This window comes from Xanthomonas campestris pv. asclepiadis, assembly GCF_020784175.1.
GTDB lineage: Bacteria > Pseudomonadota > Gammaproteobacteria > Xanthomonadales > Xanthomonadaceae > Xanthomonas > Xanthomonas campestris_D.
In genome coordinates this window covers 36541-49881 of record NZ_JAJGQM010000027.1, presented here as the reverse complement: position 1 = coordinate 49881, position 13341 = coordinate 36541, and the positions used below count along the sequence as shown (strand labels likewise).

The 13341-nt window shown below is 64.7% G+C and carries 12 protein-coding genes; 6 read left to right on the top strand and 6 right to left on the bottom strand.

Going from position 1 to position 13341, the window contains the following annotated elements:
• Window positions 1-72: 72 nt before the first annotated feature.
• Window positions 73-2271, bottom strand: coding sequence for a M3 family metallopeptidase (locus LL972_RS13285; protein ID WP_228327995.1), 2199 nt, complete (start codon window positions 2269-2271; stop codon window positions 73-75).
• 440 nt (window positions 2272-2711) lie between these two features.
• On the opposite strand from LL972_RS13285, the gene LL972_RS13280 reads away from it, so the two are divergent.
• A complete protein-coding gene (locus LL972_RS13280; RefSeq protein ID WP_228327994.1) occupies window positions 2712-3197 on the top strand; it encodes a glutathione peroxidase in 486 nt (161 codons plus the stop codon).
• Window positions 3198-3359: 162 nt separating this feature from the next.
• Here the strand turns inward: LL972_RS13280 and LL972_RS13275 are convergent, their stop codons facing one another.
• Both LL972_RS13275 and LL972_RS13270 read right to left on the bottom strand, forming a co-directional pair.
• Window positions 3360-4139 carry a ferredoxin--NADP reductase gene (locus tag LL972_RS13275; RefSeq protein ID WP_228327993.1) on the bottom strand — a complete coding sequence of 260 codons (780 nt, stop codon included), beginning with the start codon at window positions 4137-4139 and terminating at the stop codon, window positions 3360-3362.
• A gap of 216 nt (window positions 4140-4355) precedes the next feature.
• Window positions 4356-6236 (bottom strand): ABC transporter ATP-binding protein, encoded by a 1881-nt coding sequence (locus tag LL972_RS13270; RefSeq protein ID WP_228327992.1) that lies wholly within the window; start codon window positions 6234-6236, stop codon window positions 4356-4358.
• Window positions 6237-6492: 256 nt separating this feature from the next.
• On the opposite strand from LL972_RS13270, the gene LL972_RS13265 reads away from it, so the two are divergent.
• From LL972_RS13265 to LL972_RS13250, 4 genes are all read left to right on the top strand, one after another.
• Complete coding sequence (locus LL972_RS13265) at window positions 6493-8010, top strand: fumarate hydratase (RefSeq protein ID WP_228327991.1); 1518 nt, start codon at window positions 6493-6495, stop codon at window positions 8008-8010.
• 191 nt (window positions 8011-8201) lie between these two features.
• Window positions 8202-8627, top strand: a complete 426-nt coding sequence (locus tag LL972_RS13260) for a hypothetical protein (RefSeq protein ID WP_228327990.1) — start codon at window positions 8202-8204, stop codon at window positions 8625-8627.
• A gap of 28 nt (window positions 8628-8655) precedes the next feature.
• A complete protein-coding gene (locus LL972_RS13255) occupies window positions 8656-9291 on the top strand; it encodes a glutathione S-transferase family protein (RefSeq protein ID WP_228327989.1) in 636 nt (211 codons plus the stop codon).
• A gap of 197 nt (window positions 9292-9488) precedes the next feature.
• The gene (locus LL972_RS13250) at window positions 9489-10127 is read left to right on the top strand and encodes a carbonic anhydrase (RefSeq protein WP_180969661.1); all 639 of its coding nucleotides are present in this window, start codon (window positions 9489-9491) and stop codon (window positions 10125-10127) included.
• An 87-nt stretch (window positions 10128-10214) separates the two neighbouring features.
• Here the strand turns inward: LL972_RS13250 and LL972_RS13245 are convergent, their stop codons facing one another.
• Window positions 10215-11348, bottom strand: coding sequence for a phospholipase A (locus LL972_RS13245; protein WP_228327988.1), 1134 nt, complete (start codon window positions 11346-11348; stop codon window positions 10215-10217).
• 203 nt (window positions 11349-11551) lie between these two features.
• On the bottom strand, window positions 11552-12037 hold the full coding sequence (locus tag LL972_RS13240) for a DUF456 domain-containing protein (protein WP_228327987.1): 486 nt from the start codon (window positions 12035-12037) through the stop codon (window positions 11552-11554).
• Window positions 12038-12264: 227 nt separating this feature from the next.
• Between LL972_RS13240 and LL972_RS13235 the strand changes: the two genes are divergently transcribed.
• Window positions 12265-12480, top strand: coding sequence for a cold-shock protein (locus tag LL972_RS13235; RefSeq protein ID WP_003483561.1), 216 nt, complete (start codon window positions 12265-12267; stop codon window positions 12478-12480).
• Between the two features lie 224 nt (window positions 12481-12704).
• On the opposite strand, the gene LL972_RS13230 is transcribed toward LL972_RS13235, so the two are convergent.
• Window positions 12705-13187 (bottom strand): glycine zipper 2TM domain-containing protein, encoded by a 483-nt coding sequence (locus LL972_RS13230; RefSeq protein WP_055820366.1) that lies wholly within the window; start codon window positions 13185-13187, stop codon window positions 12705-12707.
• Window positions 13188-13341: the final 154 nt, after the last annotated feature.

The window sequence follows — 13341 nt, the reverse complement described above, 5'->3', positions numbered from 1 at the left end:
CGGGTCTGATCGCGACCAGCAAAAACGCCGCCCGGAGCGATCCGGGCGGCGTTTGGTTTCAACGCAGTGCGATTACGGCTTGGACTGCGGCGCTTCCGGTGTGGCGCCATCGCCACCTTGCACGCTCAGGCCGCGCTTCTCGAGCAGCGGCTCGATCTGCGGCGCATGGCCGGCAAAGTTCTGGAACAGCTCCATCGCATCGACGCTGCCACCGCGGGAGAGCAGGGTCTGACGGAACCGGTCGCCGTTGGCGCGGCTCAACCCGCCATGCTGCTTGAACCACTGCTGGGTGTTGGCGTCGAGCACTTCCGACCAGATGTAGGCGTAATAGCCGGCCGCGTAACCGCCCATGATGTGGCTGAAATACGGGGTCTTGTAGCGCGGCGGCACCGGCGCGTAGGCGATGCCGTCCTGCTGCAGGGCCTTGGCTTCGAATGCCATCACGCCGGCGGCGTCGGGCACCTGGCTGGCGCTGATCTGGTGCCAGTTCTGATCAAGCATGGCCGCACCCAGATACTCGGTGGTGGCAAAGCCCTGGTTGAACTTGGACGCGGCAATCACCTTGTCCAGCAAGGCCTGCGGCATCGGCGTGCCGTTCTGATAGTGCTTGGCGTAGTTCTTCAGGATCGACGGTTCGTCGGCCCACATCTCGTTGACCTGCGAGGGGAACTCGACGAAGTCGCGCGGCACGCTGGTGCCGGAGAAATACGGGTATTTGACGTCCGAGAACATGCCGTGCAGCGCATGGCCGAACTCATGGAACATGGTGGTCACTTCATCCCAGGTCAGCAGCGTCGGCTGGCCGGCCGGCGGCTTGGGGATGTTGAGATGGTTGGCGACCACCGGCTTGAAACCGGTCAGCGCCGACTGCGACACGTAGGAGTTCATCCAGGCGCCGCCGCGCTTGGATTCGCGTGCATACATGTCGGCGATGAAGATCGCCAGCTGCTTGCCGTCGGCGTCGAACACGTCATAGACGGTGATGTCGTCGCGGTAGGTCGGCAGGTCGGTGCGCTGCTTGAAGGTCAGGCCGTATTCCTGGTTGGCTGCATAGAACACGCCGTTTTCCAGCACGTTCTTCAGCTCGAAGTACGGCTTGAGCTGGGATTCGTCGAAGTTGTACTTGGCCTGGCGCACCTTCTCGCTGTAGTAGGCCCAGTCCCAGGCCTCGAGCTTGAAGCTCGGCTTGCGCGCGGCCTTTTGTTCCTTGTCGATCATCGCCTGCAGATCGGCCGCTTCGCGCTTGGCATTGGCCACCGCTGCCGGCGCCAGTTTGCCCAGCATCGCATTGACCGCTTCGGGCGTCTTGGCGGTCTGGTTTTCCAGCGAATAGGCTGCGTAGGTCGGGAAGCCGAGCAGTTTGGCCTTGTCGGCGCGCAGCTTCATGATGCGCGACACCAGCGCGGTGTTGTCGTACTGGCCGCCGTGGCTGCCACGCGAGACCGAGGCGTCGTAGATCTTCTTGCGCAGTTCGCGATTCTTCAACTGTGTCAGCGGCGGCTGGCCGGTGGTGTTGAGCAGCGCGATCACGTACTTGCCGTCGAGCTTGCGCGCCTTGGCGGCTTCGGCGGCGGCGGCGATCTGTTCCTCGGACAGGCCGTCGAGCTGCTTGACGTCATCGACGACAACGGCGGCGGCATTGACTTCGGCCAGCACGTTCTGGCTGAAGGTGGTGCCCAGGTTGGCCAGCTCGGCATTCATCGCCTTGAGCGTGGTCTTGTCGGCATCGGAAAGCTTGGCGCCGTCGCGTACGAAATCGCTGTAGTACTTCTCGACCAGGCGTACGCCCTGGGCGTCCAGGCCCAGCTTGCTGCGCTGGTCGTACAGGGTCTGGATACGCGCAAACAGCTTGCCATTGAGCGAGATCGCATCGCGGTGCGCGGCGAACTTCGCCGAATAGTCGGCCTGCAGTTTCTTGCGCGCGTCGTTGGTGTCGGCACCGACCAGGTTGAAGAACACCGTGGTGGCGCGATCCAGCGTGGCGCCGCTTTTTTCCAGCGCGATGAGGGTGTTGTCGAAGCTCGGCTTGGCTTTCTGGTTGGCGATCTTGTCCACTTCCTTCAACTGCTCGGCCATGCCGGCGTCGAAGGCGGGTGCGAAGTCGCTGTCGGTGATCTTGTCGAACTGCGGGTAGTGCAGCGGCAGCGTGCTGTCTGTGAAAAACGGATTGGCTTGGGTGGCGGCCTGCGTGGTGGCGGGTGCAGCGATGCTGTAGGACGGCATGGCAAGTCCCAGGGAAGCGGCCAGGGCAAAGGCGAGACGGGTGGTCAAGAGGGTGGCTCCAAAGTGCGAACCGCCGAGGCTACCCCAGCCGGGCCGGACAGGCGTGTGACAAAAGGCATGGCTGCAGAGTCATTGCAACGCCATCAGGCGGGCGCGAGCGGTGCTCGCCTTGCAAGCTCGGGAACGATGACGCCATGGGCGCGCAGCCGCCGGACCGTCGCTGCCGGTACGCGCTGCGGCGTGTTCCTCTCGGCTGCATTCCGGCTGCTCGGCGAGCAGCGAGGTCTCGATCCGTCCGCCTGACGGATGCTGGCCGGTAGCGCGCCGTGTCAGCGGCCGGCACCAGTCGGGACCAGCGGGAAGGGCAGATGGCTGCGGCGACCGATCCGTTGAAAACCGCCTCTTCCCGGCTGACGCGCTCTGCGATCGCGATGCCGCAATGCGCGCTGCTGCGTTACGCTGCCCTCCTTGCATACATCAGGGCAGCCATGAGCGACATCGCCACGTTCGAATTTACCGACCTGGAAGGGCGTCCCCAGTCGATGCGCGATTACGCCGGCAAGGTGGTGCTGGTGGTCAATGTCGCCTCGAAATGCGGCTTTACGCCGCAATACGCCGGATTGCAGGCGCTGTGGCAGCGCTATCGCGAGCGTGGCCTGGTGGTGATCGGGTTTCCCTGCGACCAGTTCGGTCACCAGGAGCCGGGCGATGCCGCGCAGATCCGCCAGTTCTGCTCGCTCGATTACGCGGTGGATTTTCCGCTGGCAGAGAAGGTCGAGGTCAACGGCAGCGGCGCGCATCCGCTGTGGCAATGGCTCAAGCACGAACAGCGCGGCGTATTGGGATCGGAAGCGATCAAGTGGAACTTCACCAAGTTCCTGATCGGCCGCGATGGCAGGGTGCTGGAGCGTTACGCCCCGACCACCAAGCCGGACGCCCTGGCAGCGGATATCGAACGCGCGCTGGGCGCGTGATCGCGCAGGGCGTGTTGCTCAAACGTAGGAGCGCCCTTGGGCGCGATGAGGCGTTACCGGGAATGCTTCATCGCGCCCAGGGGCGCTCCTACGACGCACGCGCGCTGGCGATGCGGTCTACGTAAAACGCCGCACCATCGCTGGCGTTTCACGCGCGCCGCATCACTTCTCTACGAAGGCGCGCTCGAACACGTAATGCCCCGGCGTGCCGATGCGTGGCGAGGTCTGGAAGCCATGCGCATCCAGCAGGGTGCGCAAGTCGGCCAGCATCTGCGGGCTGCCGCAGATCATGAAGCGGTCGTTGGCCGGATCCAGCGGCGGCAAGCCCAGCGTCTGCTGCATGCGGCCGTCTTCCATCAGCTCGGTCAGCCGGCCCTGATTGGCGAACGCTTCGCGCGTCACTGCCGGGTAATACAGCAACTTCTCGCGCAGCAGGTCGCCGAGGAATTCGTGCTGCGGCAGCTCGCGCTCGAAGTAGTCGCGATAGGCCAGATCCTGCACGAAGCGCACGCCCTGGGTCAGGATCACCTTGTCGAAACGCTCGTAGGTTTCCGGGTCCTTGATCACCGACAGCCACGGCGCCAGGCCGGTACCGGTACCCAGCAGATACAGGTTGCGGCCCGGGTGCAGGTCGCTGATCAGCAGCGTGCCGGTGGGCTTCTTGCCGACCAGCACCTTGTCGCCCGGTTGGATGTGCTGCAGCCGCGAGGTCAGCGGGCCGTCCGGCACCTTGATGCTGAAGAACTCTAGATGTTCTTCCCAATTGGCGCTGGCGATCGAGTACGCACGCAGCAGCGGCCGCGTCTCGGTCTCCAGACCGATCATCACGAACTGCCCGTTCTCGAAGCGGAAACCGGCATCGCGGGTGGTGGTGAAGCTGAAGTAGGCATCGGTCCAGTGACGGACCTCAAGCACCGTTTCGGCGCCGAAAGCGGAAGACATACCGGTAAGTGTCGTGGGGGAGAGTACCGGCCAATTCTACCTCAAACCGGCCAAATGAGATGAACTCTCATTTGGTAGGGAATGGAGAATCGGGAATGGAGTGCAGCGCCGAAAGATCTGGGCCCCTTCAGGATCGGGAGGTTGAGTACCTGTCAGCAGCCGCGAAGCCGCCTCTAACGATTCCCCGTTCCCGACTCCCCATTCCCATTCCCAGCCTCACCGATACCCCGCCGCCTGCAACTCGAACAGTTCCGCATAGCGCCCGCCTTGCGCCATCAGCTCGGCATGGGTGCCGTTGGCCTCGATGCGCCCTGCGGCCAGCACCAGGATGCGGTCGGCCATGCGCACGCTGGAGAAGCGGTGCGAGATCAGCACCGCGGTGCGGTTGTCCGACAGCTCCTTGAAGCGCTGGAACACCTCGAACTCGCTGCGCGCATCCAGCGCGGCGGTGGGTTCGTCCAGGATCATCAGCTGCGCATCGCGCATGTAGGCGCGGGCGATGGCGATCTTCTGCCATTGCCCGCCGGACAGGTCCACGCTGTTCTTGAAACGGCGCCCGACCAGCTGGTCGTAGCCGTCGGGCAGGCTGTCGATCAGCTCGCCGGCCATCGCACGCTGCGCAGCGGCGCGGATGCGCGGCGCATCGTCCATCGCATCGACCCGGCCGACGCCGATGTTCTCGCCCACGCTCAGGTGATAGCGCACGAAGTCCTGGAAGATCACGCCCAGGTTGGCGCGCAGATCGTCCAGGTCGTAATCGCGCAGGTCGTGGCCGTCGAGCAGGATGCGGCCTTCGTCCGGGTCGTACAGCCGCGCCAGCAGCTTGACCAGCGTGGTCTTGCCGGCGCCGTTTTCGCCGACCAGCGCCAGCACTTCGCCGGCGCGCAGTTCGAAATCCAGATGCCGCACCGTCCACTGCTCGGCATCCGGGTAGCGGAAGCCCACGTCCTCGAACACGAAGCCGTGGCGGATCGGGCGCGGCACCGGCAGCGCATTCGGGCGCGAGCGGATCTCCGGCACGATGTTGAAGAACGAATACAGATCGTCCAGATACAAGGCCTGGCCGGCGACCTGCGAAAACCCGATCAGCAGGCCTTCCAGCAACTGGCGCAGGCGCAGGAAACTGCCGGCCAGGAAGGTCAGGTCACCGATGCTGAAATCGCCGCGCACGGTGCGCCAGGCGATGTAGCCATAGGCCATGTAGTAGCCCCAGGTGCCCAGCGCAGCCAGCAGCGCGCCCCACAACGCACGCTTGCGCGCCAGTGCGCGGTTGGCCTGGAAGAACTTGTCGGCCAGCCGGCGATAGCGCGCGATCAGGAAACGGTGCAGGTTGAGGATCTTGACTTCCTTTGCGGTCTCCACGCTGGCACCGACCTGGCGCAGGTAGTCGAGCTGGCGCCGCTCCGGCGTCCACTGGAAGTTGAGCGAATAGCCCAATGCGTTGAAATGCGCCTCGCCGATGAAAGCCGGGATCAGCGCGATCGCCAGCAGCAGGATCAACCACGGCGCATACACCACCAGGCCCACCGCCAGGCTGGCCACGGTGATGGCGTCCTGCACCTGGCCGAACAGCTGGCTCATCAGGTTCATGCGGTTCATGGTCTGGCGCCGCGCACGATCCAGCTTGTCCTGCCGGTCGGGGTCTTCGAAATCCTCCAGATCCAGCTGCGCAGCGTGCTCCATCAGGCGCACGCTGGCGGTGTTGTTGAACAGTTCCGACAACAGGGCATCGGCATAGCCGACCAGCCGGCCGAGCAGGTCCGAGCCGATCGCCAGGGCCAATTCCAGTGCCAGCAATTCCAGCAGCCGGTTCAGGCGCCCGCTGCCCAGCGCCTGGGCCAGCGAGTCGAAGGCCGGCTGTTGGCCGACCAGGTGGATCGCCTCGTCGATGATCAGTTTGCCGATATACAACGAGGCCACCGGCATCAACGCGCGCAGCACGCGCAGGCCGATGCTGCTGGCGCTCAGCCAGCGGCTGGTCTGCCAGATCTGGCGCAGGAAAGGCGGGAGGTTGCGCAGCGCATCCAGGCGCTCGCGCAGGGTGGGGCCGGTACGGGGAGCGGCAGGCGCAGAGGCGCCGGAACGGGAGGCTGACATCAGCTTAGTGTGCAGCGCCTTGCGTGGGCGCGGGGTGTTGGAGGCGCGCATTGCGGCCTTGGCGCGCGAGCGCCGCTGCGGCGCTGACTGCACGCTTGCAAGGCAGCGCGATCGGTGTCTGCCAGCGCGCCCGTGCCGCGGGCCGGCCTCGCGTGATCGATGGCCCGATCAATCGCCTCGATTGACGCAACGCCCGGACGCGCCGGAAGTTTCGACTAAAATGGCCGGATTGCCCCCGCCAGCCGTAGAGCCAGCCGTGACCTCGATCAAGCAGGAAGACCTCATCCAGTCCGTCGCCGACGCGTTGCAGTACATCAGCTACTACCACCCGGTCGACTACATCAGGAATCTGTCCGCTGCCTACGAGCGCGAAGAGTCGCCGGCGGCCAAGGACGCCATCGCGCAGATCCTGATCAACTCGCGCATGTGCGCCGAAGGCCACCGCCCGATCTGCCAGGACACCGGCATCGTCACCGTGTTCCTGGAAATCGGCATGAACGTGCGCTGGGACGACGCCACCATGGGCGTGGAAGACATGGTCAACGAAGGCGTGCGCCGCGCCTACAACCACCCCGACAACAAGCTGCGCGCCAGCGTGCTGGCCGACCCGGCCGGGAAGCGCACCAACACTCGCGACAACACCCCGGCGGTGGTCAACACCAAGATCGTGCCCGGCCACCATGTCGAGGTGATCGTCGCGGCCAAGGGCGGCGGCTCGGAGGCCAAGAGCAAGTTCGCCATGCTCAACCCGTCCGACTCCATCGTCGACTGGGTGCTCAAGACCGTGCCGACCATGGGCGCCGGCTGGTGCCCGCCGGGCATGCTCGGCATCGGCATCGGCGGCACCGCAGAGAAGGCCATGCTGCTGGCCAAGGAAGCGCTGATGGAGCCGATCGACATCGTCGACCTGCAGGCGCGCGGCGCCTCCAATCGTGCCGAAGAACTGCGGCTGGAGCTGTACGAAAAGGTCAACGCGCTCGGCATCGGCGCGCAAGGCCTGGGCGGCCTGACCACGGTGCTGGACATCAAGGTCAAGGATTACCCGACCCACGCCGCCAACCTGCCGGTGGCGTTGATCCCCAACTGCGCGGCCACCCGCCATGCGCACTTCACCCTGGACGGCAGCGGCCCGGTGATGCTGGACCCGCCGTCGCTGGAGGACTGGCCCAAGCTCACCTACAACCCGACCAACGCGCGCCGGGTCAACCTGGACACCATCACCCGCGAGGAAGTCGCCAGCTTCAAGCCGGGCGAGGTGGTGCTGCTCAACGGCAAGCTGCTGACCGGCCGCGACGCCGCGCACAAGCGCATGATCGACATGCTCAACAAGGGCGAAACCTTGCCGGTCGACTTCACCAACCGCTTCATCTATTACGTCGGCCCGGTCGATCCGGTGCGCGATGAAGTGGTCGGCCCGGCCGGCCCGACCACCGCCACGCGCATGGACAAGTTCACCCGCCAGATGCTCGAGCAGACCGGCCTGCTGGGCATGGTCGGCAAGTCCGAGCGCGGCGACGCCGCCATCGATGCGATCCGCGACAACAAGGCCGTCTACCTGATGGCGGTCGGCGGCTCGGCCTATCTGGTGTCCAAGGCGATCAAGGCCGCACGCGTGCTGGCCTTCGAAGACTTAGGGATGGAAGCGATCTACGAATTCGAGGTCAAGGACATGCCGGTGACGGTGGCGGTGGATTCCACCGGCGAATCGGTGCACAAGACCGGTCCGCGTCAATGGCAATCGCGCATCGGCAAGATTCCGGTGGTGGTGGAATAAGTAAACCTGGAACGGCGACGCACTTACCCTGCGTCGTCGTTTTCAGTTTGGGCCCTACGCGTGCCTGCTGTTCGTACGCGGGGCCTATGTCCTGGAAAAAACGCCTGCGTGTCTCACGTCGGGTGGCGAACGGCCCAGCAGGAACGGGCTATGCTCGGGGCATACATGCCGGCACCCTCAGGAGAACAGGAATGCTCCGTCTCATCTGCCTCGCCGTCCTGGTGTGCGCCAGCCTGCCTCTGGCAGCGCAACAAAGGACCCCGCCCACCGTGCTGTTTCCGTCCGGCAACTATGCGCCGCAACCCACCGCGCCAGTACCGTTTGCCGAGAAAAAGCCGCTCAAGCCCAATGACACCGCCACGCGCTTCAACGGCCCCTCGGCGATGGAGCGCTGCATCGCGCAGTGCAACAGCCGCGCCGCGCAGTGCGCCGCCGACCGGCCCAGCGAAAGCAGCTGCCGCATGGCGGTGGCACCACGCGGAAAGAGCTGCGACGCAACCCAGAATCCGGCGCAGCGGGCCAATTGCATGGCCCAGGTGTTCGATTGCACCCAGCAGAGCGATGTCAATCGCTGTGAACCCCGCAAGCTCGCCTGCTTGCGTTCCTGTACCAACTAGTCCTGTACCAACTAACGAAGGAGTCTGCATGACCACGACGCTGTACCACACCCCCAGCACCGCCGCGTTCGTCGTGCATTGGCTGCTGATCGAACTCGATGTGCCGCACGTGCTGCATCCGCTCGATTTCGAACGCGCCGAGCAGAAATCGCCGCAGTATCTGGCGCTCAATCCGGCCGGCGTGGTGCCGACGCTGGTGCTCGACGGACACGTGCTGACCGAGGCCGCAGCAATCGCGCTGCATCTGGCTGACCTGCATCCGCAGGCCGGACTGGCACCACCGCCTGGCACGCCCGAGCGCGCGGCCTACTACAAGTGGATGTTCTTCTGCGCCAACACCTTGCAGCCGGCCTACCGGGCCTGGTTCTACCCGCACGAGCCGGCGGGCGCCGAACACAGCGATGCGGCGCAGGCGCAGGCACGGCAAAAACTCGAAGCGGCCTGGACCCAGGTGGACACGCATCTGCAGGCCAATGGTCCGTATCTGCTGGGCCAGACGCTGTCGGCGGCCGATTTCATGCTGACCATGATGATGCGCTGGTCGCGCAACATGCCCCGGCCCAGCGATACCTGGCCGGCCTTGCAGGCCCATGCGCAGCGAATGAAAGCCCGGCCGGCATTTCAGGAAACCTATCGCCGCGAGGGCCTGACGGACTGGACCTGAACCCAGAGGCGCGGCTTGCGAAATCGTGTCGACATAAACTCCCGCCGGGCCATGGTGCCGCGCCTGCCCCGGTGTACGATCGCGAGACAACCAGAGAGCAGGGGCTCGTCCATGTCGCATTCCGCATCCCGTCGAAAACTGCTGCAATGCGCCTGTTGTGCGCCTGTTGTGCGCCGATTGCCGCCGCCGCCGCGTCACTGCCGTTCGCCGCAGGCGCGGCGCCGTCGAAGAAGACCGATCTCAATGCCGAGCAGGCCCTGCAGGTGCTGCGTGACGGCAATGCCGCGTTCGTGGAAAACCGCCCCAAAAAGGTCATTTCCGACAGCAAGCGCCGTCTGGAACTGGCGCTGGGGCAGACCCCGTTCGTGATTCTAGTGTCGTGCTCGGATTCGCGCGTGCCGCCGGAGCTGCTGTTCGGCCGCGGCCTGGGCGAGATGTTCATCGTCCGCAATGCCGGCAATACCGTCGACACCACGGCACTGGGCTCGATCGAATACGCGGTCAGCCAGCTCGGCGTGCCGCTGGTGGTGGTGATGGGCCACGAGAGCTGTGGCGCGGTCGCCGCGGCGGTGTCGGTGGTGGAGAAGAACGCCTTCTTCCCGGGCGCGATCGGCGCGATGATCGAGCCCATCGTCCCAGCCGTGCTGACCGCCAAGAGCAAGGGCGGCGACGACCTGCTGGCGGCCTCGGTCAAGGCCAACGTCAAGCGCACCGTCGACCGCCTGCGTGGCGCGTCCGAACCGGCGCTGCTCGAACCGCTGCGCGCAGGCAATGTCCGCGTCGTCGGCGCGTACTACACCTTGAAAGATGGCAAGGTCGATTTCTTCGACGTCTGATCGCTGGTAACGCCGCTTCACAAAAAGACAGCGCAGGATGATCTCCTGCGCTGTTTTCAGTTGCTCAATGCTATTGGCGCGATGTGCTTAGAACCACTCCAGCAACGACACGCCCAGGCCGATGTAGGTGGCCTTGTGGTTGTAGTCGATCAGGCTTTCGCCGTAGCCGTCGAACACCTGCACGTGACCGCGCAGCAGGTTGGTGATCGGGAAGCCGTAATCCAGCTGCACCGAGCCGTGCGAGCGGTCGCCGCCGCGCAGCGAATGCCGTGCGATCAACGCCACTTCGTGCCCGTCCTTGTTGTAAACCAGGGTGGCGTCGCCACGGCCCATGTAATCCTCGATATCGGGATTATTGTCGTCGGCGCGATCTTCCTTGATGCGGAACCACGGGCGCAGCGTCAATGCCCAGTTCTCGCGATCCAGCCCGATGTTGAGGATGACCCGGTTCCAGGAGCGCGACAGCGGATCTTCGCGTCCGTTGGACATGTGGTTGATGCTGATGCCGCTCATGCGGCCCTTCCAGCCGAACAGGCTGTAGTTGTTGCGAAACACCAGCATCGCTTCCGGCTCGTAATTGGTTTCGCGGAACGGGCGCGAGGCATCGGTGTTGTAGGCCTGCCAGCGCGAACTCTGGGTATAGCCCATCCAGATGTCGCCGTTGTCGCCGAACAGATCCTCGACCACCTTGGTCTTGAAGCTCAGCTGGAACTTCAGCTCGGTGCTGTCCAGTTGCTGCGGAGAGGACACCGAGTTGGCCGGATTCGGCGACTGCGGGGTGCGGTTGGAGTCGCTGGTCCAGAACGCCGGCAACAGGTAGACCGGCTTGTAACCGCGTAGCTGGAAGGTGCCCAGCTTGGAATCCTTGGCCAGCTCCCAGCGGCGATCCAGCAACGAGCCGCGGCCGGCATTGGCGACCGCCTCGGCCTTGGGTTGGTCCTGGCCGTCGGCGCGGAAGAAATCGCCGACGCGGCTGATGGCACGCTCGTCCTGCGGCTTGGATTCCTTCTGCTTGGCGATCTGCGCGGCGGCGTCGGCTTCGGCGGTCAACTGCGGCGTGTAGCCCAGCGCCTGGTCGTAGCACGCCAGCCGCGCCGCGTCCGAGGTGACGGAGGTGCAGGCTTGCGGCGAAGCGGGCGTAGGGGCGATTTCCTGGGCGTGCGCCAACGGCGCAGCCGCCAGGGCGATCAGCATCAAGGGACGGGTGCGGTGCTTGGACATGGGCAGTCTGGCCGAAAAAGGCGCCAGGCAGGCGCGTCAGCTGCGAAGCTTAACGGTCGCGCCTGCATACGCGGTGTGTACACGGTGGCATAACATCCGGGCGGCGCTGCAAGCGACAGGCTTGGCAGCCGACTGGACGCCTGCGCTGTCATCGTCCAGGCGACCCGCTCACGCAATCAGCATCGGTGTTCGCCGGGAATCCGCTAGAAGAACCAGGCGATGGCGAACACGCCCAGCATGCACAGGCCCAGCGCCAGCTTGGTCGCGGTGCCGAACACGATGCCCAGCCAGGTGCCGATACCGACCTTGGTGGCCTGGTCGGACTTGCGGGTCTGCCAGTATTCGCCGATCCACGCGCCGGCGAACGGGCCGACGAACAAGCCGATCGGCATGAAGAAGATGCCGACGACCGAGCCGATCACCGAACCCCATAATGCCGCCTTGCTGGCACCGACCCGCTGGGCGCCGTATACCGTGGCGAGGAAGTCGATCGCAAACGACAACGCCGTCATCAGGCCCAGAATCACCAGCGCCAGCCAGCCGACGTGGGCAAAGCCGTCGGCCCAGGCGGCCACCAGCAATCCCGCAAACACCAGCGGCAGACCCGGAAGCGCCGGCAGGACGACCCCGGCAAGGCCGATCAGTACCAGCACGCCAGCCAGGATGTAGTAGACGACGGTCGTGTCCATGATGTTCAAAAATGTCCTTTTTCAGGCTTGACGGAATTGTGCAAGGCCTGCTTGAAAATTCGTTTGGTGCGGGTTAAGTTGCGAGCGCTGCTGTTTGCAACGGTCACCGTGAATCGTGGCCTGATGCGGCAGATCGTTCGATCCGCTACATCCTTGTACCTCGCTTCCTCCTTGCAATCACAGCCACCACCGTCAGTCCATCACAGTGTCGTAGGGAGTCAGTCGAGATGTCCAATATCGAACGCGAGAATGGTGTCGTGAAGTGGTTCAACGATGCCAAGGGCTTTGGCTTCATCAGTCGCGAAAACGGCGAGGACGTCTTCGTCCATTTCCGTGCGATCCAGATCCAGGGCTTCAAAAGCCTCAAGGAAGGCCAGAAGGTCAGCTTCACCGTCGTACAAGGACAAAAAGGCCTGCAGGCCGATGCGGTACAGGTGGTCTGAGCGCGACGCGACACGCCAGGCCATCGTGCAGACAGCAGAAAGGCCCGTCGCCGGGCCTTTCTGTCGTCTCGCCAACGCTGGCGAATCGAATGTAGCGAGCAGTCGTCAGCCAGTTACGGAGGAACTGGAATGCGCGCGTGGTGCATGCCGATTCCGGATGCCGACCGCGCCGGCCTGACGGTGAGCGCAGTCGTTTTCCTGGCCGCTCTTGGTGCGTGCGTCGATCAGCGCAGCACGACCTTGCCGTTGACCACACGCACGTAGGCGTTTTCGCGCACGCCGGCCAGATCGCGCTGGTTCACCACGATGACGCGGCCGTCGTCCATGCGCACCTGCACATCGAAGCTGTCGCTGGTGACGTTGTTCTGGATCGCATTGCCAGCCAGCGCGCCGGCGGCGGCACCGGCCACGGCCGAGACATTCTTGTTGCCCTTGCTGCCACCGGTCTCCTTGGAGATCTGGCGGCCGGCCACCGCGCCGACGATGCCGCCGAGCACCGCGCCGGTGCCGGTGGGAGCGCTGCGGGTCGGGCCGACTTCATCAATGCGGGTCACGATGCCGCAATCCACACAGCGTGCCTGCTGCTGCGAATAGCCCTGGTCGTAGCCGCGGTCGCCGCGATAGCTGCCGTACTGGGGCTGGGAGGTGGCGCAGCCAACCAGCGTCGCGGTTGCAGCCAGGCCAATGACGAGCAGTCGGGTCTTCATGAGGTCTCTCCGGGGTGGTTCGAAAAAGCGGTCAGGGCCGCGGCGACGTCATCCTGTGTTGGTCAGGGTGAACGGTCTGCCAACTGGATCACTCCAGGCTTAACGAAACCCGAGCGTCCTGTTCACCGTCACTGCGGTGCGCATCGACCCAACC